The 13875-nt window shown below is 65.5% G+C and carries 16 protein-coding genes; 7 read left to right on the top strand and 9 right to left on the bottom strand.

What is annotated here, in order from left to right:
• Positions 1–9: 9 nt before the first annotated feature.
• The 4 genes from FDF13_RS08640 to FDF13_RS08625 all read left to right on the top strand — a co-directional run bounded on the left by FDF13_RS08640 (position 10) and on the right by FDF13_RS08625 (position 3485).
• The gene (locus FDF13_RS08640) at positions 10–681 is read left to right on the top strand and encodes an alpha-ketoglutarate-dependent dioxygenase AlkB (RefSeq protein WP_137319284.1); all 672 of its coding nucleotides are present in this window, start codon (positions 10–12) and stop codon (positions 679–681) included.
• Entirely contained in the window at positions 678–1280 is a 603-nt protein-coding gene (locus FDF13_RS08635) for a DNA-3-methyladenine glycosylase I (protein WP_137319283.1), read from the top strand. Before FDF13_RS08640 ends, FDF13_RS08635 begins: the two co-directional genes overlap by 4 nt.
• A complete protein-coding gene (locus FDF13_RS08630) occupies positions 1268–2206 on the top strand; it encodes a DNA-3-methyladenine glycosylase (RefSeq protein WP_254668750.1) in 939 nt (312 codons plus the stop codon). The genes FDF13_RS08635 and FDF13_RS08630 overlap by 13 nt, the downstream gene beginning before the upstream one ends.
• 113 nt (positions 2207–2319) lie before the next feature.
• A protein-coding gene (locus FDF13_RS08625; protein WP_254668749.1) for an IS3 family transposase occupies positions 2320–3485 on the top strand; the annotation gives its coding sequence in 2 pieces (ribosomal slippage) (positions 2320–2604 and positions 2607–3485; 1164 coding nt in all).
• Here the strand turns inward: FDF13_RS08625 and FDF13_RS08620 are convergent.
• The 5 genes from FDF13_RS08620 to FDF13_RS08600 all read right to left on the bottom strand — a co-directional run bounded on the left by FDF13_RS08620 (position 3454) and on the right by FDF13_RS08600 (position 6673).
• Complete coding sequence (locus tag FDF13_RS08620; RefSeq protein WP_217494839.1) at positions 3454–4098, bottom strand: TetR/AcrR family transcriptional regulator; 645 nt, start codon at positions 4096–4098, stop codon at positions 3454–3456. The genes FDF13_RS08625 and FDF13_RS08620 overlap by 32 nt on opposite strands.
• 344 nt (positions 4099–4442) lie before the next feature.
• Positions 4443–5195 (bottom strand): alpha/beta hydrolase, encoded by a 753-nt coding sequence (locus FDF13_RS08615; protein ID WP_254668969.1) that lies wholly within the window; start codon positions 5193–5195, stop codon positions 4443–4445.
• Between the two features lie 386 nt (positions 5196–5581).
• A complete protein-coding gene (locus FDF13_RS08610) occupies positions 5582–6100 on the bottom strand; it encodes an AAA family ATPase (RefSeq protein ID WP_137319281.1) in 519 nt (172 codons plus the stop codon).
• Complete coding sequence (locus tag FDF13_RS08605) at positions 6097–6417, bottom strand: HigA family addiction module antitoxin (protein WP_099195592.1); 321 nt, start codon at positions 6415–6417, stop codon at positions 6097–6099. The genes FDF13_RS08610 and FDF13_RS08605 overlap by 4 nt, the downstream gene beginning before the upstream one ends.
• A complete protein-coding gene (locus FDF13_RS08600) occupies positions 6392–6673 on the bottom strand; it encodes a type II toxin-antitoxin system RelE/ParE family toxin (RefSeq protein WP_137319280.1) in 282 nt (93 codons plus the stop codon). Before FDF13_RS08600 ends, FDF13_RS08605 begins: the two co-directional genes overlap by 26 nt.
• A gap of 292 nt (positions 6674–6965) precedes the next feature.
• On the opposite strand from FDF13_RS08600, the gene FDF13_RS08595 reads away from it, so the two are divergent.
• The 3 genes from FDF13_RS08595 (at position 6966) to FDF13_RS08585 (ending at position 10200) form a co-directional block, all read left to right on the top strand.
• Entirely contained in the window at positions 6966–7859 is an 894-nt protein-coding gene (locus FDF13_RS08595; protein ID WP_137319279.1) for a chromosome condensation regulator, read from the top strand.
• Positions 7860–8210: 351 nt separating this feature from the next.
• Positions 8211–9406, top strand: a protein-coding gene (locus tag FDF13_RS08590; protein ID WP_137319112.1) for an IS3 family transposase whose coding sequence is annotated in 2 segments (ribosomal slippage) — positions 8211–8466 and positions 8466–9406 — 1197 coding nt in all. Because the reading frame shifts where the segments join, the coding sequence is not laid out codon by codon here.
• 314 nt (positions 9407–9720) lie between these two features.
• A complete protein-coding gene (locus tag FDF13_RS08585) occupies positions 9721–10200 on the top strand; it encodes a DUF6642 family protein (protein ID WP_137319278.1) in 480 nt (159 codons plus the stop codon).
• Positions 10201–10298: 98 nt separating this feature from the next.
• Here the strand turns inward: FDF13_RS08585 and FDF13_RS08580 are convergent, their stop codons facing one another.
• Genes FDF13_RS08580 through phnD form a run of 4 tightly spaced genes read right to left on the bottom strand, consistent with a single transcriptional unit; the run spans position 10299 to position 13805 of the window.
• On the bottom strand, positions 10299–11054 hold the full coding sequence (locus FDF13_RS08580) for a GntR family transcriptional regulator (RefSeq protein WP_137319277.1): 756 nt from the start codon (positions 11052–11054) through the stop codon (positions 10299–10301).
• Positions 11051–12085 (bottom strand): phosphonate dehydrogenase, encoded by a 1035-nt coding sequence (locus FDF13_RS08575; protein WP_137319276.1) that lies wholly within the window; start codon positions 12083–12085, stop codon positions 11051–11053. Before FDF13_RS08575 ends, FDF13_RS08580 begins: the two co-directional genes overlap by 4 nt.
• Positions 12082–12915: a phosphonate ABC transporter, permease protein PhnE gene (phnE, locus tag FDF13_RS08570; RefSeq protein ID WP_137319275.1), complete on the bottom strand. Its 834-nt coding sequence runs from the start codon at positions 12913–12915 to the stop codon at positions 12082–12084. Before phnE ends, FDF13_RS08575 begins: the two co-directional genes overlap by 4 nt.
• On the bottom strand, positions 12912–13805 hold the full coding sequence (gene phnD, locus FDF13_RS08565; RefSeq protein ID WP_137319274.1) for a phosphate/phosphite/phosphonate ABC transporter substrate-binding protein: 894 nt from the start codon (positions 13803–13805) through the stop codon (positions 12912–12914). Before phnD ends, phnE begins: the two co-directional genes overlap by 4 nt.
• Positions 13806–13875 lie beyond the last annotated feature (70 nt).

The raw sequence follows: 13875 nt of genomic DNA, 5'->3' as shown, positions 1-13875 counted from the left end.
GAGCGCCCGTTGAACACCCTGTTCGGAGACGACCTGTTGGGACCCACCGGTCCGCAGCTTCCCGCCGGCGCCCACCACGTGCCCGGCTGGCTCACGCTGGAGCAGCAGCGGTGGATCGTCGCCCGCTTCCACGAGTGGACGCAGGGGCCGGTGCCCCTGCGCTCGGCGAAGATCCGCGGTCACGAGATGAGCGTGCGCACCGTGTGCCTGGGCTGGCACTGGCGGCCGTACGCCTACTCGCGCGATGCCGTCGACGTGAATGGCAACCGGGTCCTGGACTTCCCCGACTGGATGGTGCGGCTGGGTCGGACAGGTCTCGTCGCCGCGACCGGGGATCCGCACGCGGGCGACGACTACACGCCGGACACCGCGCTGGTGAACTACTACGACGACACCGCGAAGATGGGCATGCACCAGGACAAGGACGAGGAGTCGATGGCCCCGGTCGTCTCCCTGTCGATCGGCGATGCGTGCCGGTTCCGCTTCGGCAACACGGAGACCCGGACGAAGCCCTACCAGGACATCGACCTGGGGTCCGGCGACCTGTTCGTCTTCGGCGGACCCTCGCGGCTGGCCTACCACGGCGTCACGAAGGTCCATCCGGGCACCGCGCCGGACGGCTGCGGACTGGAGTCCGGACGGATCAACATCACGATGCGGGAGACAGGACTGAACGGATGAGCACAGACACAGGCATCGTGATCGGTGAGGACGGGATGGCCCGGCCCGCGTGGGCGGCGACCGACCCGCTCATGCGCGAGTACTACGACACGGAGTGGGGCCTGCCCGTCGGGGACGAGCAGGGACTGTTCGAGCGCATCAGCCTCGAGGCGTTCAAGGCGGGCCTGTCGTGGGCGACGATCCTGCGCAAACGCCCCGCGTTCCGGGAGGCGTTCGACGACTTCGACCCGGACCGCGTGGCCCGGTACGGCGACACGGACGTCGCGCGCCTGATGGGCGATGCGGGCATCGTGCGGAACCGGGCGAAGATCCTCGCGACGATCACCAATGCGAACGCGACGATCCGGCTGCGGGAGAAGGGCGGGCTGGTCGACTTCGTCTGGTCGTTCCAGCCGGAGGAGACACCGGCGCCCCGGACCATCGCCGAGGTCCCCACGCAGTCCGCGGAATCGCTGGCCCTGTCGAAGGCGCTGCGGAAGGAGGGGTTCGCATTCGTGGGCCCCACGACGATGTTCGCGCTCATGGAGGCGATCGGCATCGTCGACACCCACCTCGTCGACTCGCACCGGCGCGGCAGCTCCGGCGTGTGGACACCGTGAGTGTGCGCGCGTCGTTCCGTGTCGACGCGAGCGGCCCGTTCGACCGGGAGGCGGCCCGCGCCTCATTGGCGGTCCACGCAGTGGAGGGTCTGCACCTGCTCGAGGGGGCCTCGGCGACGATGACGCGGTGGGTCGACGTCCACGGCGACCCGCACGCGGTCACCGTCCGCCTCGACGAGGCGGGTGCGGAGGTCGCGACGTCGACCGTGGACGCGGGCGTCAACGACGTCCTCGCCGCGCGGGTGCGGCACTGGTTCGATCTGGACGCGGATGTGAGCGGGATCGACGCGCACCTGGGTGCGGACCCGCTGTTCGCGCAGCAGGTGCGGGAGCGACCGGGTCTGCGGATCAGCCGGTTCCAATCGCCGTTCGAGGCCGTCGTCATGACCGTCATGGGGCAGCAGGTGACGCTGCGGACCTCACGGCTGTTCGACGCTCGGCTGGTCGCGGCGTTCGGTGCGGAACCACCCGCGGTGGATGGCATGCCGACCCTCGCTCCGTATCCGCACGACGGGGCGGACATGGGCGGCGACCGGCCGGCTGGATCACACACAGGCGGGTTGCGGCTCTTCCCCACCCCTGACGTGCTGGCAGCCGTGCCCCTCGAGGAGCTGCGGGCCACCGTGCGGCTGACGGGCAGCCGGGCGCGCACCGTGCACGAGGTCGCGGTCCTCTTCGCGGAGCAGGGTGATCCGGACCTCCTGCCGACGCGGGAGGACCTGCACGCGGTCCACGGGATCGGACCGTGGACGCTCGACTACCTGGCGATCCGGGCGGGCACGGACGCGGACGCGTTCCCGGCCGGCGACGCGGTGCTGCGGCGGACGCTGCGCGACCTGGATCCCGCGGCGGACGCGGACCGCGTCGCGACGTGGAGTCCGCACCGCAGCTACGCGGCCGCGCGGCTGTGGGCGCACGCGTCCTGAACCGGGAGCGGAGCCGGCCGGGTCCGCAGTCCGACCACGCCACGAGGGACTGATGCACGGATAGGTGTCACCTGATCTGGCTTACCAATGCGTGGGCCTGGAAGGATGTCACCATGCCCAAGCCCTACCCGAAAGAGTTCCGCGAGGACGTCGTCCGCGTCGCTCTTAACCGTGACGAGTCGACGACGATCGCGCAGATCGGTGCCGACTTCGGTATCCACGAAGGCACCGTAGCCAAATGGCTCCGCCAGGCTGAGATCGACGCCGGCAACAAACCCGGCACCAGCACCGACGGCTCCGCGGAGCTGCGTGAGCTCAGGCGACGCAACCGGCTGCTCGAGCAGGAGAACGAAGTCCTCCGCCGCGCGGCCGCTTATCTATCGCAGGCGAACCTGCCGTCAAAAGGCTCTACCCGCTCGTGAGAGAGCTCGCCGCCGACGGGATTCCCGTTGCGGTGTCGTGCCGGGTTCTGAAGCTCTCCCGCCAGCCGTACTATCGCTGGCTCACACGGCCGGTCCTTGATGCCGAATTAGTCGAGGCCTATCGGGCGAATGCTCTCTATGATGCCCACCGCGATGATCCGGAGTTCGGTTACAGGTTCCTCGCCGATGAAGCCTGCACATCCGGTGAGGCCATGAGCACCCGAACCGCTTGGCGGATCTGCTCGAGAAATCAGTGGTGGTCGGTGTTCGGCAAGGCTCGGGCGAAGAACGGGAAGAAGCCGGGTCCGCCCGTCCACGACGACCGGGTCGAACGGAACTTCACCGCGGCTGGTCCTAACGAGTTGTGGCTGACCGACATCACCGAGCACAAGACGGACGAGGGCAAGCTCTACCTCTGTGCGATCAAGGATGTGTACTCCGGCCGGATCGTTGGCTATTCCATTGACAGCCGGATGAAGGCCCGTCTGGCTGTGGATGCCCTGGAGATGGCCGCCGTGCGGCGCGGGGACGTGACCGGTTGCGTGGTCCACAGCGACAGGGGCTCGCAATTTCGTTCACGGAAGTATGTCACCGCTCTGACCAGGCGCGGGCTGGCCGGATCGATGGGTCGCGTGGGTGCAGCGGGCGATAATGCGGCAATGGAATCGTTCTTCGCGCTCTTGCAGAAAAACGTCCTCGACCGCCGGCGCTGGTCTACCCGCGAGAAGTTGCGGATCGCAATCGTGACCTGGATTGAGCGGACGTATCACCGTCGGCGTCGGCAAGCGCGCCTGGGCCGGTTGACGCCGGTGGAGTACGAGGCGATCATGAAACCCGCTGCGAACCTCGCAGCGTGAAACCCAAACTGACACTTAAACGTGCATCAGTCCCGATGGCGTTGAGCAGCATCGCCACGTCACTTTCTGGTAGCAGGCTTCCGTCCTCGACGTCATCGAATGCGATCCGAGACAGAATCGCGCCGACAATCAAGTAAGCCGCAGCCGCCGGATCGCGCGTTGCCTGCTCACCGCGTGCCCTCGCGCGTTCGAAGATCCACTCCAAGCGATCCCGGGTCGGATCGAAGACACTGGCGCGCACTATCGCACCGAGCTCAGGATCGTGCGCCGACTCACCGGCCAACGCCACGAGCACCGCCCCGATCCTTCCGGAGAGCACTGCCCGCTTGTGAGCGAACATCGAGCGCAGGTCATCTTCGAGGGTGCCGGAGTCGACGTCGGCGGACTCCTCCTCGGCAATCTGACCTGCTGCAGCCAACAGTAGGTCGCGCTTGGAGGGCCATCGACGGTAGAGCGTCGCCGTGGACACCCCAGCCCGCTTCGCGACTGCGGCGGTTGTCAGCTGGGCGTACCCCTGTTCGGCGAGGAGAGACAGCACCGCGTCCACAATTGCCGGCGTGAGGTCAGCATTGAGCGGACGACCCCGCGTCACTCCAGCTTCGACATCTGCCACAGCACCCCTCCAAAGTTTCGATACGAAACACCTCACTTTCGTATATTAACCGAGTCCGTCCCACACAGCAATGCAGTGCCTCCGAGTGCACGGAAAGCACTCGGCGCGGCCCTTGTACGCCTTCAATCAGGCTGGGTTGGCCGCACATTCGAAAGGCCTACTGCATACACGCCCCGATGCTCGGGCCACGTCACATCGACGCGACCTTGAGCACGACCGCTCGGCGCAGCAGACGTTAGACGGCGAAACGAAATTCCACGGCGTCGCCACGGCTAGGAACGCATGCACGCCTCACCGGGCCAGACCGGTCTCAGGGCTACGGTCCCTCACCGCGCATGGCCGACTCAGCTGCCTCTCCGCTGGTCATCCAGCACCTGTTCCATCTCATCCAAAACCTCGTCCAGGAGGACCTGGAAGCCGGGCTCCTCGAGGGGGAAGTGGCCGCAGCCAGGAAGCATCACGACCCGGATCTTGCCGTGAAGCCGACCAAGGTAGTCGAGGCTGAGCTCCGGCATAGTCCAACGATCCTCGGCCGGATGCAACAGCACGACCGGTGGTCCTTGGTATTGCTCGGGTGGAATAGCCGGACCTGCCTCGAGGAACGAGCGGTACCAGCCCACCGGCATCGCGCCACCACCGCCGCACGGGTCGGTGAGCACTGCATGACTGAGGGCAGGGTCGTTCGCAATCGCAGACATAGGGGTCAGCACCCGGACCGGGATCCGTGGATTCGCCGCTGGCCCCCGGGCGAACTGCAGCAGTGGCAATCCCAGCCGCGCTATCCACGGGGCTCGCACGATGGCGGCAGCGATGCCCGGCCGAGTCGGGTCGAGCAGGCAGGTCGCGATGACCCGCTTGGCCAGTCCGGTCACTGCAGCGGTGTCGACCGCGAGGGCACCACCCATGCTCGCCCCGACGAGGACAAGTGGCCGCTCGTCATGCTCGCGACCCACGAGATCGACGAGCAGCTGCTGCCAGTCGCCATAACTGACGCTGCGGCGTCCACGCCGCACCCGGATCGTTCGCCCGTAACCGGGCAGATCGACCACCGTAACCCGAGCGCCCAGGCGACTCAGGTGTGCAGCGTAGGGCCACATCGCCGCCGCGTTCCCTCCCGCTCCATGGACCAGCAGCATTCGGACCGAAGCCGTCGGGGCACCCACGTGCTCGATGTGCAGGTCCCACGAACCACCCCCGTCCGGCGCATCCCACCTCCACGACGAGGCCACCCGCCGCACTGGTGCAGGGACGAGGCGCACGAAAGGCTCGTACCGGCGGTCCATGGAGTCAAGTCGGCCAGTCCGTGCTGGTGGCACCTTCGCTCGGCCCTTCGAAAGCGCCCCATTCATACCCGCAATGTTACGGGAGAGCCCGGTGTCAGGGACTGATGCGCAGGTAGGTGGGTCAGAAGCCTGTATTAGACATTGAACCTGAATTCAACTGCGTTCCGACACGGAGAACCATCAGCGATGACGTTCCCTCATTACGCGCCGAGATGCGCAGCGAGCGCGTCTGCGACCTCGTCCGCAGTCCGCGCAGCCGTATCGAACTCCACGACCTCATCGGACCACGCGGCGTAATCAGCGCGACGGCGCTGCACGTCCGACCAGGTCGGCTCGCCGACGTGGGTGAGTCCGCGATCCCTGCCGCGGAGCCTTCGCTCATGCTCCCGCGCATCGGAGATCATGAGGTACACGAACTCGATGCGTGCACCTGTTCGCGAGGCCGCCGTCCGCCATGTCTGCCGAGCCTCGTCACTGTCGTTGACCGCATCAACGACGACATCGTGACCGAGCCGCAGATTCTGCTCCGCCATTGCACGCGCCGCCTCGTACGCCGCGACACCTACTTCCCACCCTGCCGGCAGACCGCATGCAAGGAGCGACTCCTCGACGGCGTCGATGGACAGGTGGACCGACCCCGTGCTCGCCGCGATGATCTCGGCCACGCTTGTCTTTCCGACGCCGGGAAGGCCGGAGATCACGATGAGATGCCCGGTCATGCGACATGCAACGGCGTGATCGCGGCAACCTTGTCGCGCAGTGCACGGCGCTCGAGCCGGAGCTCGTAGTTCGACTGCAGATTCATCCAGAGCTCCTCGGACGTTCCGAAGTAGCGCGCCAGACGGATCGCCGTATCAGCGGTGATCCCCCGCTTGCCGTGCACGATCTCGTTGATCCGGCGCGGCGGCACACCGATGGACACGGCAAGCTTGTTCTGCGTGATCCCGAAGCCCTCGATGAAGTCCTCCATCAGGATCTCCCCCGGGTGGATCGGCTCGATCAGGTCGTCCTCAGTGGTAGTCGACGAGTTCGACATTGTCCGCACCTCCATCTCTCCAGGCGAAGCAGAGACGCCATTGCGCGTTCACGCGGATGCTGTGCTGCCCGCGTCGGTCACCGACCAGACGCTCCAGGCGGTTACCTGGCGGGACCCTGAGGTCCTCGACATCCTTCGCCGCATGAATCAGCTCGAGCTTCCGCAAGGTCGCCCTCTGCACCGTCCGGTCAACGCGCTTGACGTACTGCTCATGCCAGATGCGCTCGGTGTCCTTGCTGCCGAACGATCTGATCACTCGACCACTGTATAACGGGGTGCGTCATTAACGCTAGACGTTAAACCGGAACTCCACCGCGTTCCGTAGCCGAGTAACCTTTGGAGAGCTATGTCCATAGGTCGGTGCTCGCTCACCGTCCCTCCGGCGCTCCCATGTGGGAGATCGGGACGATCACAAGCTCTCGAACGACTGCGAGCACCAGAGCTGTCACTACGGTCGCGGGAGTGCTGGAGCTCGTCCGAGTTCCGAGGTCGGTAACCTTGCCACGTCGCGCTGGGGCCACGAGACGGGCGTTGCCGCGACGACTGGTATGACGGCCTACGATCAGGTGGCGACGAGAACCGCGGAGGAGGTCCACGTGCGCACCGTACTCGCGGCCGGGAACCGGCACTCAGTGCTGCGACGCGAGGACGGGACCGTGATTGCCACTGGCAACAATCAAGCCGGCGAGTGTGACGTCCTACCCTGGTCCGACGTCATCGCCGTAGCCGCTGGCAGCGTCCACACGGCCCGCAATACCGGCAAGTCTCACACAGTGGGGCTCCGAGCCGATGGGACTGCACTTGCTACCGGCTGGAGCGACGCCGGGCAGACCGCCGTCACGCAGTGGCGCGAGATCACGGCAATAGCCGCCGGCTGGAGGACCACCGTGGGGCTACGTGCCGACGGATCGGTCGTCGCCACCGGTCGCACCGCGGAAGGACAGTGTGACGTGCAGTTGTGGAGCGGGATCGTCGCGATCGCGTGCGGCGACTGGCACACAGTCGCAGTTCGACGCGACGGCACAGCCCTCGCAACTGGCAACAATCAGCGAGGGCAGACCGACGTCGCCCGGTGGACACACGTGTCCGGGGTCTCTGCCGGCTACCTGCACACCGTCGGCTTACACGAAGACGGCACCGTCGTCGCCGTCGGCGACGACAGCAGAGGCCAGTGCGAGGTGTCATCGTGGAGAAGCATCACCTCAGTGGCGGCCGGCTCCGTCCATACGCTCGCGCTGAGCCAGACCGGAAGGGTCTTCGGAACGGGCGACAACCAGTTCGGCCAGTGCGATGTCCAGTCATGGACCGGCATCACAGCGATCGCAGCCGGAGCGAGACACTCGCTTGGGCTGCGCGCCGACGGAACAGTCGTGGCTGCGGGCGACCACACCGAGCAGCAATGCAATGTCAACGCCTGGGCCACTCGACCACAGATGAACTGAAGTCCAGCGTGCCCGGTAGTCGGCCGTCGATCACACGTTGAACCTAAACTCCACCGCGTTCCGTAGCCGAATAACCTATAAGGCGAGACTGGCGTTCCCCTGGCCATGCCACCTCAATCATCCAACTATCAGCCGAGGCGATCGGCCGTGCGGGTGTCTGCGAAACCCGACGCGTGTTGCTATGGCGCGGCCCCCGCCCTACGCGAGACAATCGTCACTAAGCTTGTTGTTTAACCTGTTGAGTGCTTTCCGACTGGCTGTATAGGCGCTTTGCGCCGATTTCGGCGTCCCTTCGGGTGGGGTGTATCAAGGTTCTTGGACAGTTCCTCTTGATGGGAGAGGATCAAGAGCATGGCAAGTGCATCACGGCGGAAGTTCAGCCCGCAGTTCAAGGCTGAGGCGGTCCAGCTGGTCGTGCAGAACGATCGGCCGATCGTCGAGGTGGCCGGCGAGCTGCAGGTCAATCCGGGGACTTTGGGCAATTGGGTCAAGCGTTACCGGCAGGACAACCCGGAACCGGTTCAAGAGTTGAAGCCGGCCGATCACGCTCGGCTGGCTGAGTTGGAAGACGAGGTCCGGCGGCTGCGGATGGAGAACGAGTTCTTAAAAAAAGCCGCGGCCTTCTTCGCCAGGGAGCAGGACTGAATGAGAAGTCAGCCCTGATCGAGGCGGAGAAGGGAAACTATCCGATCAGCTGGATGTGTCAGAAGCTGGGCGTGGCCCGGTCGTCGTTCTACGCGTGGCGGGCTCGAGTCGGGACCCTCACGGCGACGCAGGCGCGTCGCGAGGCGCTGAAGAGCGAGATCGTACGGGTCTTCGCACAGCAGCGCGGGACTGCGGGATGCCGGCGGATCGCGGCCGAGCTCAACGACAACGAGTTCCCCTGCTCTGTGGGACTGGTGGCCGATCTGATGCGCGAACTGGGGCTGGCTGCGATCCAGAAGCGCGCCTACAAGCGCACTACCGTCGTCGATGAGCAGGCCCAGGTTTTCACCGATCGGCTGGAACGCGACTTCGACCCGGACTCTTATGCGCCGGGGCAGGCGCTGGTCGGCGACATCACCTACCTGCGCACCGGCCAAGGCTGGTTGTATCTGGCCACGGTGATCGATTTGGCTACGCGCATGGTCATCGGCTGGCAGATCGCCGAGCGCATGCGCGCCAGCCTGGTCGTCGATGCTCTTGAGATGGCGCGCACGCAAGGCGGAGCCACGGCAGGAGCGATTTTCCATTCCGACCATGGATCGCAGTACACCTCGGATGAGTTCACCCGTTATTGCAGTGAGAACGGGGTTTTCCAGTCGATGGGTCGGACAGGGGTGTGCTGGGACAACGCGGCGGCCGAATCGTTCTTCGCCACTTTGAAGAACGAGATGTACTACCAGCAAGTCTTCGAGACCCGCGGTCGAGCCCGGCTGGCGGTGGCTGAGTACATCGAGGTGTTCTACAACCGCCGTCGGCGCCACTCAGCGCTGAGCTACCGGACACCGGTACAAGCTTGGAACGATCACCACGGCGCCGCTGAAGACCTCGTCCAGGCGGCCTGAGCAGAGAAGGAAAACTCGTAGGGACTGTCCACATTCCTTGACACAGCCCATGACCAGCCGTGCGGCGCATAGTGTTCATGTTCGGAAGACTCCGAATCGAGTACCGGTTGGGTACCTTTGACAACAGTCGTAGTTTGCCGACTTGCGATTCTTGATCCGAGAATGTGTATCCTGCTGATCCTTGTCCTAGTCGGCTATTGTCTGCTGCAATAGCTATCGCTCGGCGAAGGGCAGACGAGATGGCGAAACCTGGCATTTGGGTCATGGAGGGGTACTGGTCCCGCGACGTTAATGACGTGCGAACAGTCCGACCAATGACGCAGGCCCTCGCCGACTCCAAGATCGCGAATTATGTCCACCGTCATATCAACGACGTCGACGACCTCATCAATGGGCTGACTCTGCTCGGACAACGAAAACAGGACAAGTACAATATTGCGTATTTAGCCTGCCACGGTTCGTCAGGCGTCATCGAACTCAGCGGCGATTCAATTTCGCTTGACGAGTTGGCAGGCAGACTACCAAAGGCCGGGATTCTAGAGTCGAAGCTTCTGCATCTGAGCGCGTGCTCGGTACTACACGACGAAGACGCCTGCAAAGCGCTTCTGGACACCAGCGGTGCGCAGGCGATCACCGGGTTCACCAAAGATGTCGATTGGCTCGAATCGCTGGCTTTTGAGCTTTTGATGTTCAACGCATTCGCTGGCTACCAGCGGCTCGGCAATTTTGTTCGCTCCATGAACAAGAACTACGGCGAACTCTCCGAGAGGTTAGGATTTACGGTCATTCGATGATCTTAACGTTCCGCTGGTCCTCCACCTGTTTCCGCGGTTCGTGATACGCGATAGGAATGACTGGCACGACCGACTGCAGGAGCCCTCTGAACTGTCGCTCACGTGTCGAAATCGATCTCCACGCGGAACACATCCGCCCTCAGCCAGGAGACCGTCAGCTCCACTGGCCGGTGGTCCCGTGCTGCGGCATCTGTTCGCGACCGGATCGAGATGACGGGTGGTCGGCCGGTGAGTCCTAGGTGCTCGGCGACTTCCGGCGGTGCAGGATCGATCGCGACCCCGAACCACCCGCGGACCGGCTGCAGTCCATAATGATCGGCGAGTACTCCGTAGAGCGAAGCCGCCGGATCGAGGACTTGGGTCAGGTCCGGGACAACCGCGGTATCGAAGAAGGACTCAGCGAAGCCCACCAGCTCGTTGTCGATGAACCGGTCACGCGACAGCGCGAGCACTTGGCGCCTCGGGCCGATTCTCATGCGGCGGCGCACATCGGGCGACGGCGACGCCAGCCGCCATCCCGTGGTGCGCACGTCCGGGGTTAGCCCGGCGCTGCGGACGCTCTGACTCCAGGACGGCGGGTGGTGGCGGCTGATGAGGTAGTCGACGCGGCGGGACACGAAGGTTCCGCTGCCCTGCCGCCGGCGCACCAGGTAGCGCCGCTCCAATTCGGCCAGTGCCGCCCTCGCGGTCAGACGGCTGATGCCGAGCTGTTTAGCGAGTTCCTCCTCGGACGGCAGGCGGGTTCCCACCGGCTGGTCCGCGATCTGCTCGGCGAGCGTGTCCGCGGCCGCCAGGTAGACCGGGACTCGGGAGGGCGGCTTCTTCGGCGGCGTGGGGGCGATGGGGTCGATCATAGTGCGTTCATCGTGACACGAACGTCCCTCTGAGGTTGGTTGACCGCACCGTCGGGCACTTGACCGTCGAGTGCCTGCAGAATCGCCCGGGCGGCGTGCTCCTCGATCCTGAGCCGGGCAGAGGCCACTGCCGATCCCAGGTGCGGGGTGAACAGCGTCCGGTCGCCCATGTCGATCAGCTCCTCGGGAATGGCCACTGGCCGGTCCGGGCGCGACAGGTCCTCGAACTCGAAGACGTCGGCGGCGAACCCGCCGAGGTGCCCGCTGCGTAGGAGTCCGGCCACGGCGCGCTCGTCCACCACCGAACCGCGGCCGACGTTGACCAGCAGTGCGCCCGGTCGCAGCGACTCCAGCCGGTCGCGGTCGAGCAGGTGCAGCGTGCTGTCGTCGAGCGGAGCGCAGACGATCACGGAGTCGCTGCGCTCCAGCAGCTCCGGCAGTTCGACGCGTTCCATCTGAGGCACCTCCTCGCCGGCCGGCGAAGCGGGCGCGGGATCGCAGCAGAGCAGCCGGGCGTCGAATCCCGTGAGCATCCGTGCCACGCCGCGGCCCAGCCGTCCCGCGCCCACGATGCCGATCGTCGATCCGACGAGAGTGCTGCCATAGAGGGTCGGCCGCCACCCCGGCTTGCCGGCGCGCACAGCACGGTCGCCGGCGACGATGTGCCGTGCGAGTCCGATGAGCAGGCCGACCGCGAGCTCTGCCGTGGGCTCGGTGAGGAGATCCTCGACCCGCGTGAGCCAGATTCCGCGGTCCGTGCATGCCTCGATGTCGATGTTGTCGTGGCCTTTGAGGGCCCCGGCGACCACCTGCAGCTGCGGGCACCCGTCGAGGAAGTCCGCGTTGATCCGGTCGGGCATGAACACCATCAGTCCGTCGGCCTCGGCTGCACGGCGCCGCACCTCGTCCGCGGACAGGCTGTCGTCGCTCTGGTTGGCGATCACCTTGCACCGCTCGCCCAGCACGTCGAGGATCTGCGGGTGGACCCGGTGGGTGAGGACAACCACCGGGCGATGGGCTTGGTTGATCATTGGAACCTCTTTCGCAGAGCTCCGCCGAGGGCGTCGACGACGGTGACAGTGGCAAGTATGACGAGGAGGATCGCGGCGACCTCGTCGTACTGGAGGGTGCGCAGAGCGGCGATCAGTTCGAAGCCGATGCCCCCGGCGCCGACGACACCCACCACGACCGAGGCGCGGAAGTTGAGCTCCCAGCGGTAGACGGTGACGTCGGCCAGCTGCGGCAGCACCTGCGGCAGGATGCCGTGCAGGATCACCTGTGCAGGTCCGGCCCCGGTGGCGCGGGCCGCCTCGATGGGTGCGTTGTCCGCGTGCTCGATCGCCTCGGCGAAGAACTTGCCGACCATTCCGGCGGAATGGATGCCCAGCGCCAGCGCGCCGGGCAGAGCCCCGAAGCCCACCGCCGCGACGAAGACGATGGCCATGATCAGCTCGGGCACGGAACGCAGCACGTTGAGGAAGAGGCGCGCAACCCAGTAGAGCGCCGGATGCGGTGATGTATTGCGGGCCCCGCACAGTGCGAGCGGGACGGAGAGGACCACTGCCAGCGCCGTGGCGGCGATGCTCATGGTCATCGAATCCCACAGCGGGCCCCACCAGCTGTTGATATTGGTGAAGTCCGGCACCCACATCTCGCTGAGCAGGTCGGCGATGTCGGCCAGACCGGTGATCATGCGCGTGCCGTCGAGCATTCCCACGACCCACGCACTCACCACCACGACGACGAGGATGAACCCACCGACGGCGATCGAGCGCTTCCACCCCGACCGTGCATGATCGGAGATCTGCCGGTACTCCTGCTCCCGCTGCTCTTCGAGAGTAGCGCTTCCGGGGCCGCTCACTGGTAGTCCTCGAGGTTGATGTCGAGCAGCGGCGCGAGGTCGCGCACCGCGTCGTAGTCCGCGTCAGTGACCTCTTCGAAGCCGGTGGCGTCGAAGGGTTCGAGCACGGCCGGATCCTCGAGCTCCAGGAACGCCGCGCGCAGCTTCCCCTTGACGTCCTCCGGAAGATTCGACTGCATCGTCCACGGATAGTTGGCGTAGGGCTCGGACTCCTGGACCTTCACAACCTTCTCGGAGTCGATGACGCCCTCCTCGACCATGCGCTCGTAGATGGGCAGGCTCATGCCACCGGCATCGGCGTTGGCATTCTGCACTGCGAGGGCGACTGCGTCGTGAGACCCGACGTACTGCTCCTCGTAGTCGCCCTGGTCGACGCGCAGGTCGGCCTCTTCAGCGAGCATGGCCTTGGGGATCAGGTGGCTGGACGTGCTCGCCTGGTCTCCCCAGGCCACGGTCCTGCCGGCGACGTCGGCGAGGCTCTCGATTCCCGCGTCGGCATTGGCGATGAACACCGACTGGTACGTCGGGTCCTCGCCGTCGACTTCCTGCAGGGCCGCGAAGGGCTCGATATCGGCCTTTTCCTGTGCGAGGACGTACGAGAGAGGACCGAAATAGGCCAGTTCGAGGCGGCCGCGCGACATCGCCTCGATCATCGAGGAATAGTCGGTCGTCACGACGAGCTCGACGTCCATCTCCAGCTCCTCTTCGAGGTGCTTCTTGAGCGGTTCATTGTTCTTGATGACGTCCGAGGCGTTCTCGTCGGGCAGCAGGGCAACCCGGAGCGTGTCGGGTGCGGCGCTCGCCTCTCCGGCGGCACCGCAGCCGGAGAGAAGGAGGGCGGAAGTCAGCAGGGCTGCCGCAGCAGCGGTGAAACGGGGGCGTCCGATCATGGTGATTCACTCCTGGGGTGAGTCGTGTCGCTTGGTGAGTCGGGTCGTGCAATGGGTCGTTCGATGTCGT

This window comes from Brevibacterium sp. CS2 (genome assembly GCF_005280295.1).
In the GTDB taxonomy this organism is placed as follows: Bacteria; Actinomycetota; Actinomycetes; order Actinomycetales; family Brevibacteriaceae; genus Brevibacterium; species Brevibacterium pityocampae.
This window is presented reverse-complemented; position numbering and strand designations above follow the sequence as displayed.

Bases quoted from the DNA above. Each gene is read 5' to 3' on its own strand.
- FDF13_RS08585 (WP_137319278.1), top strand. From the start codon at position 9,721: ATGACGCAGGCCCTCGCCGACTCCAAGATCGCGAATTATGTCCACCGT.
- FDF13_RS08615 (WP_254668969.1), bottom strand. From the start codon at position 5,195: ATGTGGCCCTACGCTGCACACCTGAGTCGCCTGGGCGCTCGGGTTACG.
- FDF13_RS08610 (WP_137319281.1), bottom strand. From the start codon at position 6,100: ATGACCGGGCATCTCATCGTGATCTCCGGCCTTCCCGGCGTCGGAAAG.
- FDF13_RS08595 (WP_137319279.1), top strand. From the start codon at position 6,966: ATGACGGCCTACGATCAGGTGGCGACGAGAACCGCGGAGGAGGTCCAC.
- FDF13_RS08635 (WP_137319283.1), top strand. From the start codon at position 678: ATGAGCACAGACACAGGCATCGTGATCGGTGAGGACGGGATGGCCCGG.
- FDF13_RS08605 (WP_099195592.1), bottom strand. From the start codon at position 6,417: ATGTCGAACTCGTCGACTACCACTGAGGACGACCTGATCGAGCCGATC.
- FDF13_RS08580 (WP_137319277.1), bottom strand. From the start codon at position 11,054: ATGATCGACCCCATCGCCCCCACGCCGCCGAAGAAGCCGCCCTCCCGA.
- FDF13_RS08575 (WP_137319276.1), bottom strand. From the start codon at position 12,085: ATGATCAACCAAGCCCATCGCCCGGTGGTTGTCCTCACCCACCGGGTC.
- phnD (WP_137319274.1), bottom strand. From the start codon at position 13,805: ATGATCGGACGCCCCCGTTTCACCGCTGCTGCGGCAGCCCTGCTGACT.